At 64.4% G+C, this 21139-nt stretch carries 15 protein-coding genes; 10 read left to right on the top strand and 5 right to left on the bottom strand.

Annotated features, from left to right (window positions below; all coding sequences use genetic code 11):
• Window positions 1–10 precede the first annotated feature (10 nt).
• From HHL14_RS09625 to HHL14_RS09670, 10 genes are all read left to right on the top strand, one after another.
• Window positions 11–1606 carry a sugar ABC transporter ATP-binding protein gene (locus tag HHL14_RS09625; RefSeq protein WP_169497370.1) on the top strand — a complete coding sequence of 532 codons (1596 nt, stop codon included), beginning with the start codon at window positions 11–13 and terminating at the stop codon, window positions 1604–1606.
• Window positions 1603–2679: an ABC transporter permease gene (locus tag HHL14_RS09630; protein WP_169497371.1), complete on the top strand. Its 1077-nt coding sequence runs from the start codon at window positions 1603–1605 to the stop codon at window positions 2677–2679. Before HHL14_RS09625 ends, HHL14_RS09630 begins: the two co-directional genes overlap by 4 nt.
• 176 nt (window positions 2680–2855) lie before the next feature.
• Complete coding sequence (locus HHL14_RS09635; protein WP_169497372.1) at window positions 2856–3899, top strand: LacI family DNA-binding transcriptional regulator; 1044 nt, start codon at window positions 2856–2858, stop codon at window positions 3897–3899.
• Between the two features lie 64 nt (window positions 3900–3963).
• The gene (rbsK, locus tag HHL14_RS09640; RefSeq protein ID WP_169497373.1) at window positions 3964–4893 is read left to right on the top strand and encodes a ribokinase; all 930 of its coding nucleotides are present in this window, start codon (window positions 3964–3966) and stop codon (window positions 4891–4893) included.
• A gap of 443 nt (window positions 4894–5336) precedes the next feature.
• Window positions 5337–7163, top strand: a complete 1827-nt coding sequence (locus HHL14_RS09645; RefSeq protein WP_169497374.1) for a methyl-accepting chemotaxis protein — start codon at window positions 5337–5339, stop codon at window positions 7161–7163.
• Window positions 7164–7576: 413 nt separating this feature from the next.
• Complete coding sequence (locus HHL14_RS09650) at window positions 7577–8338, top strand: 2-keto-4-pentenoate hydratase (RefSeq protein WP_169497375.1); 762 nt, start codon at window positions 7577–7579, stop codon at window positions 8336–8338.
• 935 nt (window positions 8339–9273) lie between these two features.
• Window positions 9274–11196 (top strand): PrkA family serine protein kinase, encoded by a 1923-nt coding sequence (locus HHL14_RS09655; protein WP_169497376.1) that lies wholly within the window; start codon window positions 9274–9276, stop codon window positions 11194–11196.
• Between the two features lie 180 nt (window positions 11197–11376).
• Window positions 11377–12648, top strand: coding sequence for a YeaH/YhbH family protein (locus HHL14_RS09660; RefSeq protein WP_169497377.1), 1272 nt, complete (start codon window positions 11377–11379; stop codon window positions 12646–12648).
• Between the two features lie 243 nt (window positions 12649–12891).
• Window positions 12892–14415: a SpoVR family protein gene (locus HHL14_RS09665; RefSeq protein ID WP_169497378.1), complete on the top strand. Its 1524-nt coding sequence runs from the start codon at window positions 12892–12894 to the stop codon at window positions 14413–14415.
• Between the two features lie 249 nt (window positions 14416–14664).
• A complete protein-coding gene (locus HHL14_RS09670; protein WP_169497379.1) occupies window positions 14665–15972 on the top strand; it encodes an MFS family transporter in 1308 nt (435 codons plus the stop codon).
• 202 nt (window positions 15973–16174) lie between these two features.
• Here HHL14_RS09670 and HHL14_RS09675 read toward each other — a convergent pair whose 3' ends face one another.
• The 5 genes from HHL14_RS09675 to HHL14_RS09695 all read right to left on the bottom strand — a co-directional run bounded on the left by HHL14_RS09675 (window position 16175) and on the right by HHL14_RS09695 (window position 20984).
• Window positions 16175–16396: a hypothetical protein gene (locus tag HHL14_RS09675; RefSeq protein ID WP_169497380.1), complete on the bottom strand. Its 222-nt coding sequence runs from the start codon at window positions 16394–16396 to the stop codon at window positions 16175–16177.
• Window positions 16397–16578: 182 nt separating this feature from the next.
• On the bottom strand, window positions 16579–17733 hold the full coding sequence (locus HHL14_RS09680; RefSeq protein ID WP_169497381.1) for a glycosyltransferase family 2 protein: 1155 nt from the start codon (window positions 17731–17733) through the stop codon (window positions 16579–16581).
• Between the two features lie 210 nt (window positions 17734–17943).
• Window positions 17944–18171, bottom strand: coding sequence for a hypothetical protein (locus tag HHL14_RS09685; protein ID WP_169497382.1), 228 nt, complete (start codon window positions 18169–18171; stop codon window positions 17944–17946).
• 111 nt (window positions 18172–18282) lie between these two features.
• Window positions 18283–19212: a LysR family transcriptional regulator gene (locus HHL14_RS09690; RefSeq protein ID WP_169497383.1), complete on the bottom strand. Its 930-nt coding sequence runs from the start codon at window positions 19210–19212 to the stop codon at window positions 18283–18285.
• A gap of 371 nt (window positions 19213–19583) precedes the next feature.
• Window positions 19584–20984, bottom strand: coding sequence for a DHA2 family efflux MFS transporter permease subunit (locus HHL14_RS09695; RefSeq protein ID WP_169497384.1), 1401 nt, complete (start codon window positions 20982–20984; stop codon window positions 19584–19586).
• Window positions 20985–21139 lie beyond the last annotated feature (155 nt).

Raw genomic sequence — 21139 nt, forward strand, 5'->3', positions numbered from 1 at the left:
CAGGAGCGCGATGGATTCAACCGACCAACACGCCTCACCTGTCGTACTGAGCGTCAGCGGCATCGGCAAGACCTATGCCGAACCGGTGCTCGCCGACGTGTCGCTGTCGCTGCGCGCGGGCGAGGTGCTGGCGTTGACCGGCGAGAACGGCGCGGGCAAGAGCACGCTGTCGAAAATCATCGGCGGGCTGGTCGAGCCGAGCGCCGGCACGATGCGTCTCGCCGACGCGCCGTATGCGCCCGTGAGCCGCACCGAAGCGGAAGCGCTCGGCGTACGCATGGTGATGCAGGAGCTCAATCTGCTGCCGACGCTGTCGGTCGCCGAAAACCTGTTCCTGAACCGCCTGCCGCGCGCGGGCGCGTTCGGCTTCGGCTGGATCGACCGACGCCGGCTGCGCGAGAACGCGCGCGAGGCGATGGCGCAGGTCGGCCTCGACGCGATCGATCCGGACACGCTGGTCGGCGAGCTTGGCATCGGGCATCAGCAGATGGTCGAGATCGCCCGCAATCTGATCGACGACTGCCGCGTGCTGATCCTCGACGAGCCGACCGCCATGCTGACCGCGCGTGAAGTCGATCTGCTGTTCGAGCAGATCGCGCGGCTGAAGGCGCGCGGCGTCGCGCTGGTCTACATCTCGCACCGGCTCGAAGAACTGGCGCGGGTGGCCGAACGGATCGCGGTGCTGCGCGACGGCCGCCTCGTGCACATCGACGCGATGGCGAACCTGACGAGCGAGCAGATCGTCACATGGATGGTCGGGCGCGAGCTCGGCGAGCACATCGATCTGGGCGTGCGCAACATCGGCGCGCCGTTGCTGAAGGTCGAGCGGCTCACGCGCGGCAAGGTCGTGCGCGAGGTGTCGTTCGAGGTGCGCGCGGGCGAGATTTTCGGCGTGAGCGGTCTGATCGGCGCGGGCCGCACCGAGCTGATGCGGCTCATTTATGGCGCCGACCCGAAGGACGGCGGCAGCGTGTCGCTCGCCGCGACGCCGGGCGCGACGCCCACGCCGGTGCGCATCGCGTCGCCGGCCGACGCGGTGCGCGCGGGCATCGCGCTGATCACCGAGGACCGCAAGGGCGAAGGTCTGCTGTTGCCGCAGCCGGTCGCGGCCAACGTGTCGCTCGGTAATCTCGGCAGCGTCGCGCGGCATGGGATCGTCGACGCGCGGCGCGAAAACGCGCTGGCGAAGAAGCAGATCGACGCGATGCGGATTCGTAGCTCGGGGCCGGCGCAGATCGTCGGCGAGCTGTCGGGCGGCAACCAGCAGAAGGTCGTGATCGGCCGCTGGCTCGCGCGCGATTGCCGGGTGCTGTTGTTCGACGAACCGACGCGCGGCATCGACGTCGGCGCGAAGTTCGATATTTATGGGCTGATGGGTGCGCTCGCGCGCGACGGCCGCGCGCTCGTGGTGGTGTCGAGCGATCTGCGCGAGCTGATGCTGATCTGCGACCGCATCGGCGTGATGTCGGCGGGCCGCATGACGGGCGTGTTCGAGCGCGGTAACTGGAGCCAGGACGCGCTGCTCGCGGCCGCGTTTGCCGGCTACCGCGGCCGCGACGCAATGCTGCATACCCACGGCACCAACGAAGCAGGGAGTCTGTCATGACCGATCAATCGTGGCGCGAAACGGGTCCGAAAGCGGGTTCGAAGCAGGGCGGCAGCCAGACCGGCGTGTCGGACGCGCCAGGCGCGACGCCGCCCGCCGATCCGTCGGCGCCGCTCGCGAGCGGCAAGCCGGCCGGCACACGGTTCGGCCTGTCGAACTATCTGGGGCTCGCCGGCGCGCTGCTCGCGATGATCGTGCTGTTCTCGCTGCTGAGTTCGCACTTTCTGACCTACGACACGTTCAGCACGATCGCCAACCAGATCCCCGATCTGGTCGTGATGTCGGTGGGCATGACCTTCGTGCTGATCATCGCCGGGATCGATCTGTCGGTCGGCTCGGTGCTGGCGCTGGGGGCGTCGGTGGTCAGCGTGGCCGCGCTGAAGTGGGGCTGGTCGCCGTTGCCGTCGGCGCTGGCCGGCGTCGCGGTCGCGGCGCTGACCGGCACGGTGACAGGCGCGGTGACGGTGGGCTGGCGGATTCCGTCGTTCATCGTGTCGCTCGGCGTGCTGGAAGCGGCGCGCGGCATGGCGTACCAGATGACCAACTCGCGCACCGCGTATATCGGCGATGCGTTCGATTTTCTGTCGAACCCGATCGCGCTCGGCATCTCGCCGGCGTTCCTGATCGCGGTCGCGGTGATGGTGATCGCGCAGCTGGTGCTGACGCGCACGGTGTTCGGGCGCTATCTCGTCGGGATCGGCACGAACGAGGAAGCGGTGCGGCTCGCGGGCGTCAATCCGCGGCCGTACAAGGTGATCGTGTTCGCGCTGATGGGCGCGCTGGCGGGACTGGCGGCGCTGTTCCAGATTTCACGGCTCGAAGCGGCCGACCCGAACGCGGGTGTCGGCATGGAGCTGCAGGTGATCGCGGCGGTCGTGATCGGCGGCACGAGTCTGATGGGCGGGCGCGGCTCGGTGATCAGCACGTTTTTCGGCGTGCTGATCATTTCGGTGCTGGCCGCGGGGCTCGCGCAGATCGGCGCGAACGAGCCGACCAAACGCATGATCACCGGCGCGGTGATCGTGGTGGCGGTGGTGCTGGATACGTATCGCAGCCGGCGCAAGCGGGCTTGAGGGCGCGCGGCGGGATCGATGGCGGGATGGAAGACGCGCGCAGTGACGCGTAAAGCGGCGTGCACGGCGACGCGCAAAGTGACGCAAAGCGGCGTGCATCACGCGCAACGATGGATGAAATGAATCAGCCCGGTCTGTCTTCGCTGAAGACATGATCGACAGGAGAGCAACAGGTTATGGCGACGATCAAGGATGTGGCGGCCGTGGCGGGCGTGTCGTTCACCACGGTATCGCACGTGGTGAACAACTCGCGACCGGTGTCGGCCGATGTGCGCGCGAAAGTCGAGCACGCGATCCGTCAACTGCACTACGTGCCGTCGGCGGTCGCGCGTTCGCTGAAGGCGCGCTCGACCGCGACGATCGGACTGGTGGTGCCCAACAGCACGAATCCGTATTTCGCGGAACTCGCGCGCGGCATCGAGGACGGTTGTGCGCGCAACGGCTACTGCGTGTTCTTCTGCAACTCCGACGACGACCCCGCCAAGCAGCGCAACTATCTGCGCGTGCTGCAGGAAAAACGCGTCGACGGGCTGATCGTCGCGTCCGCCGGCGACGACGCGGTGCTCGCGCAGACGCTCGCCGACGCGCGCGAGCCGCTCGTCGTGGTGGACCGCAATATCGAGGGGCTCAGCGCGGACCTCGTGCAGATCGATCACGAGAAGGGCGCGTATCTGGCGACGCGTCATCTGCTCGAACTCGGGCATGTGCGTATCGGTTGCATCACCGGTCCGGTGCAGACCGCGGTCAGCGCGATGCGCGTGCACGGCTTTATCCGCGCGATGGCCGAGCGCGGCATCGAGATTCCAGCCGATGCGATCGTCGAAAGCGATTTTTCCGGCACCGGCGGCCATCGCGCGGCCGCGCAGCTGTTCGATACGGTCAAGCCGACGGCGATTTTCGCGGGCAACGACATGATGGGTATCGGCGCCTTGCGCGCGGCGGCGGAGCGCAACATCAGCGTGCCGCGCGACTGCTCGATCATCGGTTTCGACGACATCGAGCTCGGGCGCTTCACGTTCCCGTCGCTGTCGACGGTCGGCCAGTCGGTGCGCGCGCTCGGTGACATGGCCGCGCAGACGCTGATCGAGCGGATCGCCGAGGCTGCGTCGAATCACACCGTGCGAGCGCCCGCGCGCCGGCGCGTGGTGTCGCCACGGCTGATCGTGCGCGAGTCGACCGCGACGTGGGCGGGCGATACGCGGCGGGATCTGGCGGCTTGAGCGCGACGCGCGCTGTGCGCGCGGCGGAGAATGGCGCGGCGGCCGCGCAACGGAGGACACTCAAGTGGCAAGCAACGAAACGCGCGCACGCGTGACGGTGGTCGGCAGTCTGAACATGGACCTCGTGGTGCGTTCGCCGCGTCTGCCCCAGCCGGGCGAGACGCTGGCCGGCCACGGCTTCGCGCAGGTCGCGGGCGGCAAGGGCGGCAACCAGGCGGTCGCGGCCGCGCGGCTCGGCGCGCGGGTGTCGATGCTCGGCTGCGTCGGCGCCGATGCGAACGGCGCGCAACTGCGCGCGGGTCTCGAAGCGGAGGGCATCGACTGCGCGGCGCTCGAGACCGGCCGCGAGCCGAGCGGCGTCGCGCTGATCGTCGTCGATGACGCGAGCCAGAACACGATCGTGATCGTCGCGGGCAGCAACGGCGAGGTGACGCCCGATGCGATCGCGCGTCACGAAGCGGCGCTCGCCGCCGCCGACGTGGTGATTTGCCAGCTCGAAACGCCGCCGCCAGCGGTGCGCGCGGCGCTCGCCGCCGCGCGGCGGCTCGGCAAGACCGTGATCCTCAATCCGGCACCCGCGACCGGGCCACTGCCGCCCGACTGGCTGCCGCTGATCGACTATCTGATTCCGAACGAACTCGAGGCGGCCGCGTTGACCGGTCTCGCGGTCGAGTCGCCCGGCGATGCCGCGCAAGCTGCCGCCGCGCTGCGGGCCGCCGGCGCGCGCAACGTGCTGATCACGCTCGGCGCGCGCGGCGTTTATGCGGCGCTCGACGGCGCGGCCGCGACGCTCTACGACGCGCCCCGCGTCGAGGCCGTCGATACGACCGCGGCGGGCGATACCTTTATCGGCGGTTTCGCGGCGCAACTCGCGCAGGGTGCGCAGGTGGAGGCGGCGATCCGCTTCGCGCAGCGCGCCGCGGCGTTGTCGGTGACGCGCGCGGGCGCGCAGCCGTCGATCCCGACTCGCGCGGAAGTCGACGCGTCGAACTGACGTCGAACTGGGCCGTTCGTCCCACTTCGTTTACGAGTCCACATCGGCCGCGACGAGGTCGGCAACGCGCGCCGGCGCGCGTTTGGCCCAATCGCGTGGGCGCGCTGCAATGTCGATGCGGCACGGCAAGACCACACCGTCCCGGCCGCGCGAATTCCCGACTGTTCCTCCTCCGGCAGTTCTTCACGCAGTTCCAACTGCACATTCCACGCTTTGACAAGCCCCGGCAGCGCTGGCCACACACGCCAATTTCTCCCTTTCCCTGGCGCATTTGCTTTCAACTGATTTCAACGTCTTTCTTCATACCTTTTAAATGCTTCAAGTCTGCGATTGCGATGCCGTAAACGGTAATTAGAGCGCTGGCTCCAAAGCGCCGGACCCTCATCACGTGGCCGACGGCTGCGTATTCAGCCTCTCTTTTTGCAAAGCACACAGGATCAAGCATGTTGAATAAAGGCATTACGATCAAGGCGCGCATTGGTCTCACGATGGCGTTCCTCGCGGCGCTGCTGGTCGGCATCGGCGTTTTCGGTCTGTTCGGCATGAGCCACTCGAACGACGCGTATCAGGACACCTTTACCAATGCGATGCCGAGTGCGGTCGACATCGGCAACGCGGAAATGTATGCGGCGCGCGAACGGCTCGCGCTCGACCGCGCGGCCTTCCTGGTCGGCACGCCGGAAGCGGCGCCGACGGTCGAGCGCGCGCGCATGCTGCGCGGCACCGCCGACATGTGGTGGAAAAAATATCTGGACCTGCCGCGCAACGCCGAGGAAGACCGGCTCGCGCAGGACGTGGCCGCGAAGCGCTCCGCGCTGCACCGGCAACTCGATGGGTTCGCGGCGGCGATTACGGCCAACGAGCAGAGCAAACTGATCGACGACGCCAAGAGTCTGCAGGTCGCGTTCAACGACCTCGTCGTGTCCGATGAGGCGCTGCGCAAGTTCCAGTTCGATTCGGCCAAACTGGGCTATGACTCGGCCCAGGCGAGCTTCGCGATGTTTCGCATCGTCAGCATCGGCGCGCTGGTGCTCGGCGTGCTGGCGGCGGCACTGTCGTATCTGACGCTCAGCCGCGCGATCGCGCGTCCGCTCGACGAAGCGCTCGGCCACTTCGACGCGATCGCGGCCGGCGATCTGCGTCGTCCGGTGGTGGTGACTTCGCGCGACGAAATGGGGCAACTGCTCGAAGGGATCGCCAGAATGCAGCGCAGCCTCACCGAAACGGTGCGTAGCGTGCGCGGCGGCAGCGAGTCGATCGCGACCGCGACGCGCCAGATCGCGGCGGGCAATATCGATCTGTCGTCGCGGACCGAGGAGCAGGCGTCGGCGCTGCAGGAAACCGCGTCGAGCATGGAGCAGCTGACCGGCACGGTGCGTCAGAACGCCGACAACGCGCGCCAGGCGAGCGCGCTCGCGGCCAGCGCATCGGAGATCGCCAACAAGGGCAGCGCGGTGGTCGGCCAGGTGGTCGGCACGATGGGCGACATCAACCAGAGCTCGGCGAAGATCGCCGACATCATCTCGATCATCGAAGGCATTGCGTTCCAGACCAACATCCTCGCGCTGAACGCGGCGGTCGAGGCGGCCCGCGCCGGCGAGGAAGGGCGCGGCTTCGCGGTGGTCGCGGGCGAGGTGCGCAGTCTGGCGCAACGCTCGTCGGCGGCGGCCAAGGAGATCAAGGAGCTGATCGATACGTCGGTCGAGCGCGTGCAGTCGGGCTCGGCGCTCGTCGACGAAGCGGGCCGCACGATGACCGAGATCATCGGTGCGGTGCAGCGCGTGACCGACATCATGGGCGAGATCGCGGCGGCGTCGGAGGAACAGAGCGGCGGTATCGACCAGGTCGCACGCGCGGTCACGCAGATGGACGAGGTCACGCAACAGAATGCGGCGCTGGTCGAGGAAGCGGCGGCCGCGGCGTCGTCGCTCGAAGAACAGGCGGGTCGTCTGCGCAGCGCGGTCTCGGTGTTCCAGGTCGATGAAAACGGTCGTGGCGCGGGGGCTGGCGCGGCTCATGGCGACCATGCGGCGGCGTCGCTGGCGAAGCCGAAGCGTATCGCGGCGAGCAGCTCGCTCGCGATGCGTACGTGCAAGTCGACGCAAGGCGGCGTGCCGGCGTCGGTATCGGCATCGGCATCGCTGAAGGCGTCCGCTGCCGGCATGGCGACGAGCGCTGCCCAGGCGCTGCAAGCAGGCGCCGCGCCGGCGCGTACGTCTGCGAAGGCCGCTGTGACGGCCGGTGGCGAGCAGGACTGGGAGACGTTCTAAGGGGGCGTGTTCTACATGGCGTCGGCGGGTTCCGGTGAGGATGGTCGTGTGATTCGATCCGTGGCGAGCCGACGCAACATTCGTTCCCGGTTGGCCTGTCGCTGGGGACTTTCCTGAGACGTTTCTTTGCTCACGCGGCCGCGCCGTGTGACACGAAGACGACGATCAGGCTGCAAAGACCGCGCATGCGTCCGCATCCGCGGTCTTTTTTTATCGTTCGCGCATGAATTAACGTTTGCGCTGTGCGCGTAGGCCCCGGCGCGCGCCGCGATCCGGTACATTGACGGGCACGATCACGATCCGGATCGACGCGCATCGCCGTGCGCGCCGCGCCGCGTGGTCTTCCACATAGTGTGACGTCCATAGGGTGATGTCTTTGCCCACCGTTTATGCGCCAGCCAGAAAGGACCGACATGACGCGATACGATCTTGCGCAACGCCTCGTCGAGGCACGCCGGCAGCATCGGCCGGTCGATGCGCCCGCACCCGACAGCCTGCCGCCCGATGCGGCGACCGCCTATGCGATCCAGCAGGCGGTCATCGCGGGGCTCGGCGAGTCGACCGGCGCATGGAAGATCGGCGCGAAGTCGCCGGGCGGCGCCGCGTCGGGCGCGCCGATTCCGGCCTCGCTGGTGACGCCGTCGCCCGCGCGGCTTGCACACGAGGGCTTTTTCCGCGTGCTGGTCGAACTCGAGATCGCGTTCCGTTTCGACGAGACGATCGAGCCGCGCGGCCAGGCGTATGCGCGCGACGAGGTGTTGTCGAAAGTCGGCGTCGTGCTGCCCGCGATCGAAATCGTCGATAGCCGCTTCAGCGAATGGCCGAACGTCGCGCCGCTCGCGCAACTGGCCGACGCGCAGAACAACGGCGCGCTGATTACCGGCCATCCGGCGGTCTATGCGAGCCTCGCGCGCGGTTTCGATTTCGTGTCGCCGGAACTGGAGCTCAGTGTCAACGGCCATTCGCTGCTGCCCGAGGCGACCGGCAATCCGGCGGGCGATCCGCGCGAGCTGCTGGTGTGGTTCGTCAACCATTGCGCGGCCATGGGTATCACGATCGAGCGTGACTGGACGATCACCACCGGCTCTTACGTTGGCGCTCACAAGATCGGCGAGCTGGGCATCGTGCGCGGCCATATCGACGGACTCGGCGAAGTGGAAATCGAACTGACCTGAGCGGCGTCGCGCCGCTTGTAACCGGAGATTACGACGCATCGCTCAAACGGCTGCCCACGGCGGCCGTTTTTATTTTTGGGTCGCAACGAAATGACGCAGGCGGTCGAATCGTTAACTCTACTTTGAAGACTTTTATTGCAATGGCCGCTTATGTTTCCGTATACACCTATGGAAGCCCGACGAATCGTTGCCGTGATCCAGTTATAGGGATCCCCGCATGCAAGCGCGAGCGCAACGATCGGAATGATCGACACACATCTCCGTGCAAACGATGCGGAACCAAACTGCGTCGCGCGTGGACGAATCGCCTGACGCGGTTACGACACAGGGTGCCGTTCAACGTGCGCGGACGAACATCGAACATGTAACAACGGCGCACGCGTGTAGACCGGATCGACATGCCGCGCGTTGTGGATGAAAAAGTGGCTGCGCGAGAAAACGTCGTCACGTACGGGCTTTTAGCGACGAAGTGTGCGAGCGCAGACAGCCGCTCGCCGGACGCGGAGAGAGGGTGCTGGAACGGCACGTGCAATAGCAACGCGACGCGACACCTCGAGCCGCGACATGCGGCGATGGCGCGAAGCATGCAAGCGAGGCATGCAGCGGCATGCGATGGGTCCGATGCGGTGGTATCGGGAACTCGTGCAGGAGCACTGAATAGCGATGCGTTGCCGAAGAAAGCAGCAGCGCGGCAGATGAGCAGGCAGGTGTGGCAGAGGCAGTGAACGCAGCGATTTGTTGCGACGTGAGTGAAAAATTGTAGGTGGTCGAATCTTCGTTTCCAAGTGAGGAATGTAGGGAGGCGGGTTCGGCGCGATTTTCGCAACGTAGTCCGTGAAAAAAAATTTAAAAGGGTTTAGGATGAATTCGAGCGATGTCGTTTCCGAATAGCGCGCCGCGCACGACATCGCTCCAGACTTCGGCGAGGAGGTAGCATGGATATCTACAGCAGTTTCGCGACCCGCTTCGAGAAAACGCGAGAAGACGAACTCTCGCTCGAGGAGTATCTCGCGCTCTGCAAAGAAAATCCCGCCGCGTACGCCACTGCTGGCGAACGCATGTTGACGGCAATCGGAGAACCTGAACAGATCGACACTCGCAACGATCCGCGCATGTCGCGTATCTTCGCGAACAAGGTCATCAAGGTATACCCCGCATTCCGTGAGTTCTACGGAATGGAAGAGGTGATCGAGCAGGTGGTCGCCTACTTCCGGCACTCGGCCCAGGGGCTCGAAGAAAAGAAGCAGATCCTGTATCTGTTAGGTCCGGTCGGCGGCGGCAAGTCGTCGATCGCGGAACGTCTGAAGCAACTGATGGAACGCGTGCCGTTCTACGCGATCAAGGGCTCGCCCGTCAACGAATCGCCGCTCGGGCTGTTCGACTACGAGGAAGACGGCCCGATTCTCGAAGAGCAATACGGCATTCCGCGCCGCTACCTGAAAAGTATCCTGAGTCCGTGGGCGGTCAAGCGCCTGCATGAATACAACGGCGACATCCGCAAGTTCAAGGTGGTACGCCGCTATCCGTCGATTCTTCGCCAGATCGGCATCGCGAAGACCGAACCGGGCGATGAGAACAATCAGGACATTTCGTCGCTCGTCGGCAAGGTCGACATCCGCAAGCTCGAACAGTACGCGCAGGACGACGCCGACGCGTACAGCTACTCGGGCGGCCTGTGCCTCGCCAATCAGGGCCTGCTCGAATTCGTCGAAATGTTCAAGGCGCCGATCAAGGTGCTGCACCCGCTGCTCACCGCGACCCAGGAAGGCAACTTCAAGGGTACGGAAGGCTTCGGCGCGATTCCGTTCGACGGCGTGATCCTCGCGCACTCGAACGAGTCGGAGTGGAAGGCGTTCCGCAATAACCGCAACAACGAGGCGCTGCTCGACCGGATCTTCGTCGTGAAGGTGCCGTACTGCCTGCGCTACGGCGAAGAGATCAAGATCTACGAGAAACTGCTGCGCAACTCGTCGCTCGCCAATGCGGTGTGCGCGCCGGGCACGCTGAAGATGATGGCGCAGATGTCCGTGCTCACGCGCCTGCAGGAGCCGGAGAATTCGAGCCTGTTCTCGAAGATGCAGGTGTATGACGGCGAGAATCTGAAGGACACCGATCCGAAGGCGAAGTCGTATCAGGAGTACCGCGACTTCGCGGGCGTCGACGAAGGGATGACTGGCGTGTCGACCCGCTTCGCGTTCAAGATCCTGTCGCGCGTGTTCAACTTCGACTCGACCGAGGTCGCGGCCAATCCGGTGCACCTGATGTACGTGCTCGAACAGCAGATCGAGCGCGAGCAGTTCCCGCCGGAAACCGAGCAGAAGTACCTGTCCTTCATCAAGGACGTGCTGGCCTCGCGCTATGCGGAGTTCATCGGCAAGGAGATTCAGACCGCGTATCTGGAGTCGTACTCGGAATACGGTCAGAACATCTTCGATCGCTATGTCACGTATGCGGACTTCTGGATTCAGGACCAGGAGTTCCGCGACCACGACACCGGCGAGAGCTTCGACCGCGCGGCGCTGAACGCCGAGCTGGAGAAGATCGAGAAGCCCGCGGGCATCAGCAACCCGAAGGACTTCCGCAACGAGATCGTGAACTTCGTGCTGCGGGCGCGGGCTGCGAATGCGGGCAAGAACCCCGCGTGGATCAGCTACGAGAAGCTGCGCGTCGTGATCGAAAAGAAGATGTTCTCGAACACGGAAGAGTTGCTGCCGGTGATCTCGTTCAACGCGAAGGGCTCGGCCGAAGAACAGCGCAAGCACGAAGACTTCGTCAATCGCATGGTGGCGAAGGGCTACACGCCGAAGCAGGTACGCTTGCTGTGTGACTGGTATCTGCGCGTGCGCAAGTCGTCATGATGCGCTGAGGATGTCTATCGTGTGCCGCCCGTACGGCTCGGCCGTACGGGAAACCGGCGAGGCGCAAGCCGCATGGACATAGCGTGGCTGCCCAGACGGCGCGCGTCTCGCGCACTTAAAACGAGCGCAGTTGCATGGGAGCGCTGAGGCGCTCGCTGCGATCGACACGGGAGACCCGGCGTGCTTCATCAAATCATCGACCGCAGGTTGGCAGGTAAAAACAAGAGCATTGCGAATCGCGAGCGCTTTTTGCGTCGCGTCAAAAACTACATTCGTCGCGCCGTGTCGGAAGCGGTCCGCGATCGCAGCATCAAGGATATCCAGAACACCCAGAGCATCACGATTCCGCGCAAGGACATCGCGGAGCCGTCGTTCCGCCATGGCCCGGGCGGCAAGCGGGAGATGGTGCATCCGGGCAACTCGGACTACATCCGCGGCGACAAGATCCAGCGCCCGCAAGGTGGTGGGGGCGGCGGAGGCGGGGGCCAGGCCAGCAACGAGGGCGAAGGTCAGGACGACTTCGTGTTCGAACTGAGCCGCGAAGAATTCATGCAATATTTCTTCGACGACCTCGAATTGCCGCGTCTCGTCAAAACCCATCTGATGGCCGTGCCGACGTGGAAAAGCATCCGCGCGGGCTGGGCCGCCGAGGGCACGCCGAACAATATCGACGTGGTGCGCTCGTTGCGCAGCGCGCTCGGCCGACGCATCGCGCTCGGCGCGCCGCTCGTCAACCAGTTGCACGAGATGGAGCGGCAGCTCGAAGAGCTGAAGGCCGATCCCGCCGATCGCCGCGAAGAGATCAAGCTGCTCGAAGACGACATCCATCATCTGAGGGGCCGTATCTGGCGGATTCCGTTCATCGATCCGTTCGATCTGCGCTACGTGAATCGCGTGAAGCAGCCCACGCCGTCGAGCCAGGCGGTGATGTTCTGTCTGATGGACGTGTCCGGCTCGATGGACGAGCAGCGCAAGGATCTCGCCAAGCGCTTCTTCATCCTGCTGTATCTGTTCCTGAAGCGTAACTACGAGAAGATTGAGGTCGTGTTCATTCGCCATCACACGCGCGCCGAGGAAGTCGACGAAGACACGTTCTTCCACTCGACCGAAAGCGGCGGCACCGTGGTGTCGAGCGCGCTCGAACTGATGCGCAAGGTCATGGACGAGCGCTATTCGCCGACTGAATGGAATATTTACGGGGCGCAGGCGTCGGACGGCGACAACTGGACGGACGACTCGCCGAAGTGCCGCAAGATACTGTCGGATGACATCCTGGAGAAGGTGCGGTATTTTGCGTATATTCAGGTGACGCCCGAAGAGCAGAACCTGTGGCTCGAATACGCGCAACTGGCGCTGTCGCAACCGCACATGGCGATGAAGAAGGTCGAAACCGCGGCCGATATTTATCCGGTGTTTCGCGAGCTGTTCGAGAAGCAGGTGGCGACTTCTTGACGGAACGGATGTAGCTGAACCGATTTAGCAGAACGACAGCGCGCGCGGCGCATCGTACGAAGGAATGCGGGACGATCCATCGTATGAAGCAGTGGCGCCACGGCGCAACAAAGGCGTGCCGCAGCAATTGTCGGGGCATGCCGAGGCAAGGGCGGCCAGCACGGCAGCCTCCTGCCGGAGCAGTCCACCGCGCTGCAGCATGGGACACACCGGAACGCCCCCGAAGGGCAAAGGGAAGTCCGTATGAACGTAGCAGATAGAAGACCTCTGCCGTGCCCGTCCGACTGGACCTTCGAACTGATCGAAGAGTACGACTCGCATATTGCCCGTGTTGCGGAGCAATACGAACTTGACGTGTACCCGATCCAGCTCGAACTCATCAGCGCCGAACAGATGATGGACGCGTACGCATCCGTCGGCATGCCGGTGAACTATCGGCACTGGTCGTTCGGCAAACACTTTCTCTCCACCGAGAAAAGCTATCGTCGCGGCCAGATGGGGCTCGCGTACGAAATCGTCATCAATTCGAATCCCTGCATCGCGTATCTGATGGAAGAGAACACGATGACGATGCAGGCGCTCGTCATCGCGCACGCGGCCTACGGGCACAATTCGTTTTTCAAGGGCAACTATCTGTTCCGACTCTGGACGGATGCGCACGCGATCATCGACTACCTCGTCTACGCGAAGAATTACATCGCCGAGTGCGAGGAGCGCTTCGGGCTCGACCGGGTCGAGGAACTGCTCGATTCGTGCCATGCGCTGATGAATTACGGCGTGGATCGCTACAAGCGTCCGCAGAAGCTGTCGCTCGAAAAGGAGTTCGCCGCGCGTCGTGAACGCGAGGCATATCTGCAATCGCAGGTCAATGAACTGTGGCGCACGCTGCCGACGCGCCATACACCGCTGGCGGAAGAGGTGGAGGATCGCTATCCGCCCGAGCCACAGGAAAATCTGCTGTATTTCGCGGAGAAAAACGCGCCGCTGCTCGAACCGTGGGAGCGCGAGGTTATCCGCATCGTGCGCAAGATCGGTCAGTACTTCTATCCGCAGCGGCAAACCCAGGTGATGAACGAGGGCTGGGCGACGTTCTGGCACTACACGCTGCTCAACACGCTGTACAACCAGGGCAAGCTGGAAGACGGCTTCATGATGGAGTTTCTCCATTCGCACAGCAACGTCGTCTATCAGCCGCCGGTCACGAAGCCGTACTACAGCGGCATCAATCCGTACGCGCTCGGTTTTTCGATGATGAGCGACATTCGCCGCATCTGCGAAGCGCCGACCGAGGAAGACCGGCGCTGGTTTCCGGAGCTGGCCGGCAGTCCGTGGCTGCCCGCGATGCACTACGCGATGCGCAACTTCAAGGACGAGAGCTTCGTCGCGCAGTATCTGTCGCCGCATCTGATCCGCGAAATGCGCCTCTTCTCGGTGCTCGACGACGACATGCGCGACGCGCTCGAAGTGTCGGCGATTCACGACGACAGCGGCTATCAGTACGTGCGTCAGGCGTTGTCGCGGCAGTACGACATGCATCACCGCGAGCCCAACATCCAGGTGTGGGCCGTCAATACGCGCGGCGACCGCAGTCTGACGCTGCGGCATTTCATGAGCGACAACCGGCATCTGTCGTCGGATAGCGACGAGGTGCTCAAGCATATGGCGCGCCTCTGGCAATTCGACGTGTACCTCGAGAGCGTCGACGAAAACGGCACCGTCAGAAAGCGCTACGAATGCCGCTACGTGCCGCCCGCGGTGAGAGTCTAGCGTCGCGTCGAGCGGTCCGTGTCACTCCGAAGCCCCTGCCAGTCCTGTACTGGCGGGGGCTTCGTCTTTGTTGCAGCGCAAACGCCCACGCGCTGGCAACCCAGGGCTTTCATTAAGTTAGCCTGACAAAAACCCATATTTGCTTTCATTTATGTAAAAATCGCGCACTCGCGCCGGCCGCACAGTCCGGGCGTGTGGCATCAAGGCGGCGTCAGATCGTCGTCCTCGTTTAAATAAGGAAAGACAAGCATGAACGACCTCACCGAGCAATCCAGAGTGGCCGCGGCGCACGACACCCGGCGCCGCATCTTTGCGATCGTCGGCGCATCCTCGGGCAATCTCGTCGAATGGTTCGACTTCTACGTGTATTCGTTCACGGCGCTGTACTTCGCGCCGTCGTTCTTCCCGAGCGGCAACACCACCACGCAGTTGCTGAACACGGCCGGCGTGTTTGCCGCTGGCTTCCTGATGCGGCCGATCGGCGGCTGGTTCTTCGGCCGGCTCGCCGACAAGCGCGGTCGCCGGACCGCGATGATGGTGTCGGTGTTCATGATGTGCGGCGGCTCGCTCGTGATCGCGATGCTGCCGACCTACGCGCAGATCGGCGCGCTCGCGCCGGCGCTGCTGCTGCTTGCGCGGCTGCTGCAGGGGCTCTCGGTGGGCGGCGAATACGGCACCAGCGCGACCTATATGAGTGAGGTCGCGTTGAAGGGCCGGCGCGGTTTCTTCGCGTCGTTCCAGTACGTGACGCTGATCGGTGGCCAGTTGTGCGCGCTGCTGGTGCTGGTGATCCTGCAACAGACCCTCACGACCGAGGAGCTGAAGGCGTGGGGCTGGCGCGTGCCGTTCGTGATCGGCGCGGTCGCCGCGTTGATCGCGCTGTATCTGCGTAAATCGCTCGAAGAAACCACCACCGCTGCGACGCGCGGCCGTAAGGAAGCGGGTACGCTGCGCGGGTTGTGGGAGCACAAGGGCGCGTTCATGACGGTGCTCGGCTTCACGGCCGGCGGCTCGCTGATCTTCTATACGTTCACCACGTATATGCAGAAGTACCTCGTCAACACGGCCGGCATGCATGCGAAGACCGCGAGTTCGGTGATGACCGCGGCGCTGTTCGTCTACATGCTGATGCAGCCGGCGTTCGGCGCGCTGTCGGACCGCATCGGCCGACGCCGTTCGATGCTGTGCTTCGGCTTCTTCGCGACGATCGGCACGGTGCCGCTGCTGCACGCGCTGAAGGACGTCGCCAACCCGTACGCGGCGTTCGCGCTGGTCGTGGTGGCGCTCGCGATCGTCAGCTTCTACACGTCGATCAGCGGGCTCATCAAGGCGGAAATGTTCCCGCCGCAAGTGCGTGCGCTGGGCGTGGGTCTGTCGTACGCGGTCGCCAATGCGATTTTCGGCGGCTCGGCGGAATACGTCGCGCTGTGGCTGAAGCAGGCCAACGTCGAGTCGATGTTCTTCTGGTACGTGACCGTGATGTGCGCGATCGCCGGTATCGTCTCGCTGCGGATGCGCGATCCGTCGAAGGAAGGTTATCTGCGGCACGAGCCTTGAGCGAGGCGCGCACGCTTCACGTCGTGCCGCCGGGTATGACATGAAGCGCTGCATGCGACGTAACGCGAAACGCAACACGAAGTACCACGCTCCGTAAAAACGGCGGCCCTCGGCAACGAGGCCGCCGTTTTTGTTTGCGCCGCATCGCGCCGCGCCGGCCGACCGGCCCGCACACGCGTCCATGCGTCGGACTCAAATCAGCTCAACTAACCACGATCCGCGTCCCCCACGCATGCAGCAGATCGCGCAGGCTCTCGGCCTGTTCCATCTTCGCGCCGCCGCGTAAATGAATCTGCACCGCGCGGCCGGCGATCCCGTCGACCGGTTGCGCGAGCCACAACTCGATCGCGAGCCCGAGTCCTTCCGGCTGGTTATCGACGACGGGCTCGATCACGCGCGGCCTGAAACACGCACTGTCTGACATGGCGAATTACCTCTGAGGCGATGACGGGTCGGGTTCATCGTAATCAGCGGCGCGCGCGCGACCAAGTAACGAATACGCGTTTGCTAAGCAGGGAATGCTTAGCAGAAAAACGGCTTGAGCCGCATCGGCCTGCGCATGGCCGATACAGATCATGGCTCACGGATACGGGCGCGCAGACCCGGCTACAGCCGCTCGCGCAACTTCACTGACTCGGGCCGCTCGCTCACCAGCTCGTTGACGAACTCCTTGACCGCCGCCGCCTGATCGGCCGCCGCGGCCGGCGCCGCTGCCACCGCCGCGACCGCGGCAGCGGCGGCATCGGTGGCCGCGCCGGCGACCGATGGCCGGCCGCGCAGCGCCGCGCGCGCGAGCATCGCCAGATGGTAGTAAAGCCGCGCGCTGAATCCGTAGTTGTACGCGAACAGATGCGCGAGCGCGACGCGCAGGCCTTCCCGCACGTGGCCGTTGCGCGCATGAATCGACACGACGATCGGCGCGAGCCGCTGCAGCGCGAGCCGCCGCGACGGCTCCAGTTGCGCGGGCAGAGCGAGTGACCTGACGAACCGGTAGGCGCTCAGCGGCGCGGCCGTGGTCGTGCCGCGCGTGTTGTGCGAGATCGACGTCGCGGTCTTGCGATACACCGATACGTAGTCGTGCAGATAAAACACCTCGCGCGCGGCGAGGCACAACTCGGTGCCGAACGCGAAATCGCAGCACATGCCGTGCTGCTCGGGATAACCGATCCGTTTGACGAGCCGGGCATCGGCCATCCAGCCATTGTTCGGAAACATCTGCACGAGCCCGGTGCGGCCCGGGAGGGCCTGCAGGCCCACGGCCTCCCAGGTGCGCCAGAACGCCGCGTTCAGACGCTCGCTCGCGTCGAAATCGATCGCGCCTTCGTGACTCGCTTCGTACTGGTTGCCGAACGCCGCGTCGAGATGCGGATGACGCTGCCACAGCGACACGAGTTTTTCGACGGCATCGATGGTAAGCAGATCGTCGTCGTGGATCAGCAGGATCTTGTCGCCGCGCGCGCGTTCGAACAGGCTCGCGACATTGCGCGCCTGGCCGAGCGGCGGCTCGTTCTTCACATAGCGCACGCGCGGCTCGTCGCGATAGCGTGCGGCAATCGATTGCTGGGTACGCGCGTCTTTCGAATCGTCGCCGATCACGATTTCCAGATGCCCGTAGTTCTGTGCGAGGCATGAATCGATACATTCGACGAGCAGCTCGGGGCGCTCGCAGGTGGGCAGGCAGATGGACACATACGCGCGGCGCGGGGTGTGCGGCGGCACGGCGGGCGTGGAAGCCACGAAAACATTCGACGGGATGGACATGGGCGTCGCCTTTTATCAAACCAGAAAGCGGCAGCCGGTTCGCTAGGCGCACACCATGCTGCAAGCAGCAAAATAGTCGAAGGCGCCGAAAAAATATTCGGTAAAAATGTAGAAGAAATGTTTGCTTACAGAAAGGTGGCAGAAGGCAAGGGTTTATGCGGCTTGACTATTTAATGCGGTCAAGCCGCATGCGGACTGGGTTGTGTTTTTTCAACTCACCGACGGTTCGCCCTCGCCGGGCTTCTTGCCCGGATGGTCGGCGGGCGATTGCTTGCGGCCTTCGTCGTGGCGCTCGGGCATCTTGCTCTTCGCGTTATCGCTGTGCACCGCGTGGTGCGGGTGGGCGAGATCCTCGGTCTGCTGGCCGCTCGGGCCTTTTTCCTGATTTTTGACCGCGTTTTTTGCTTCGCCCTTGGCTTTGTCCTTTGTTTCGCTCATGGCTGCTCTCCTGAGAGGGAAGACAGCCGTGGAGCAGCAAGGCCCGGACCCGAGCGGTATGGCCTCAACGGAAATGGGAGACGGGAGACGGGACCGCCGATGCGGCCCGAATCACACAACCGACTCGCGCAGCCCCTCGCCCGTCAGCGACACGATGAAGTCCAGGAACGCCCGCACCTTGGCCGGCGGATGATGCCGCGACGGATACAGCGCATACAGCGGATAGACCTCGTCGCCCCAATCCGGAAACAGTTCGACGAGCTTGCCGCTCGCCAGCAGCGACTGGGCGCCGAGCGCGAGAATCTGCGCGATGCCCTGACCCGCGATGCATACGCTATGCAGCGTGCCGACGTCGTTGACGGTCAGCCGTCCCTGCGGCGTGATCACGAACTTCTTGCGGCCGCGATGAAATTCCCAAATGAACGGATAGCCGCTCAGCGGATCGCGAAACTTGATGCAGACGTGCGGACCGTCTTCGAGTTCGGCCGGATTCGAAGGCTGCCCATGCTTCTTCAGATACGACGGCGCCGCCACGGTCAGGATGCGCGTATCGAGCAGCTTGCGGGCGACCAGCGTCGACAGCGGCGGCTCGCCGAAGCGGATCGCGAGGTCGAAACCGTCGGCGACCATATCGCCCAACTGATCGCGCGTAATCAGTTCGAGTTGCAGATCGGGATGTTTATCGACGAAGCCGCCGAGGCGCGGGCCGAGCACGAGCCGTGAAAAGAACGGGTCCATGTTGACGCGCAGACGTCCGCGTACCGCGGTCGCGCCTTGCGCCGCCGATGTCGCGGCTTCCTCGAGGCCGCCGAGTAGCGGCACGATCTGTTCGTAGAAGCGCCGGCCTTCGTCGGTCAGCATCACCGAGCGCGTGGTACGGTCGAACAGGCGGATGCCGAGGCGTGCTTCGAGTCGCGCCACCGAACGGCTCACGCCCGATTGCGACATGTCGAGTGCTTCACCGGCGGCCGCGAAACTGCCGCAGTCGACGATCGCCGTCAGCACGCCCATGCCGTTCAGCATGCGCTCGTCAAATGGCATGTGGGGTTCCTGATAAGCGTTGATGCCCCACATGTTAACGCGAAAGTCTGTGCGGATTCATACGCTGACGCATGAAAGTGACGCTCGTTGAACGCGATGGATGGACAGACGGCATGAACGTGTCAGGAGTCATGCCGTAACGTCAAGCGTGAAAAACACGTTATCCGACTGGATGGAGAGAGGGGGCGTGTGTCGTTTCATGCATTGCACATCGAAACGTGCGGCCGATATGTGCTGCATCGACGCGGCAACAGCACAGCAGCAACGCGGCATCACGTCTTTCGCATTCGCTGATCTATGTCAATCGGACCCATCGTTCATGTGCGTCGTTGATGCCCGCGTTCACGCGTGAACCTAAGCCGCGCTGCGCGTCAACGTCCCGCGCTCTGCGCGGCCTGGCCGCGAATCACCCGCGTGCCGGACGGATCGTCGAGATGGCGGAAGATCCATGCGGACACCAGCGTGATCACGCCGACGCACACGAAGGCGAGGCGGAAGCCGAGTTCGGCCGAGCCCCATTGCGCGGCGAACAGGTTCACGAGCCCGCCGCCGATCGACACGCCAAGCCCGATCGCCAGCATCTGCACCATCGAGAACAGGCTGTTGCCCATGCCCGCGTCTTCGTGCGACAGGTCCTTCAGCGTGACGCTGTTCATCGCGGCGAACTGCATCGAATTGGCCGCGCCGAACACCGCGAGGACCACGATTTCGAGCACGAGGGGCGTGCCGCGCGAAATCAGCGAGAACGCGACGATCGCCGAACCGACGATGATGGTGTTGACGAGCAGGAACGTGTCGTAGCCGTAGCGGCGCACGAGCGGCGCGATCCAGCGTTTCGCGAGCGTGCCGGCGAGCGCCGCGGGCAGCATCATCAGGCCGGAGTGCAGCGGCGAATAGCCGAGCTGAAGTTGCAGCAGCAGCGGCACGAGAAACGGCACCGCGCTCGAACCGACGCGGCACACGAGATTGCCGATCAACCCGACGCTGAAATTCGGCTCGCCGAACAGCGACAGCCTGAAGAGCGGGTCGCGCCGCTTTTTCGCGTACGGAATATAGGCGAGCGCGCTCGCGACGGCCAGCGCGAACAGACCCGCCGACCATGCCGCGCGATGCGAGGCGACCGGCGCGTCGATGGCCAGCGAAAACGCGATCATGCACAGCGACAGCAGCCCGCAACCGATGAAGTCGAACGGCGGCGGCTTCACGGCATCGTGCGACGGCAGGAATCGCTGCACCGCAAACAGACCCACCGCGCCGATCGGCACGTTGATCAGGAAGATCCAGTGCCACGTGATGGCCTGCACGAACCAGCCGCCGAGCGTGGGTCCGGCGATCGGCCCGAGCTGGCCTGCGATCGAAACGAAGGCGAGCGCCGACACGTACTGTTCGCCCGAGACGCTGCGCAGCACCGCGAGCCGGCCGATCGGCAGCAGCATCGAGCCGCCGAGGCCCTGCAGCACGCGCGCGAGCACCAGTTGGCCGAGCGTGTGTGCGCTCGCGCAGCAGACCGAGCCGAGCACGAACACGAGGATGGCGGCGAAATAGACGCGGCGGGTGCCGAAGCGGTCGGCGAGCCAGCCGGAAGCGGGAGTGAGCATTGCCATCGTCAGCGTATAGGCGACGACGATCGGTTGCATCGCGAGCGGCGCGACGTGCAGGCTGTTGGCGATCGAAGGCAGCGCGGTGTTGACGATCGTCGTGTCGAGCGACTGCATGAAGAAGCCGGCGGCGACGATCCACAGTAAGGCCGTGTGGGCGGAATCCTTAGTCATTTTTTCAACGGCGGGGGCGCGGCGGTACAGCGGCTGAGCGCCGCCCGCGCGGGGCAAGCGGGAATTGCGTCATCTTATTGACATCCTCGTCAATCGGGAACCCCACTAGGGTCGCTGACTGTTATCGACTTTCCCGATAAGCAGCGCGACAATAC

The organism is Paraburkholderia antibiotica, assembly GCF_012927125.1.
Classification (GTDB): Bacteria; Pseudomonadota; Gammaproteobacteria; order Burkholderiales; family Burkholderiaceae; genus Paraburkholderia; species Paraburkholderia antibiotica.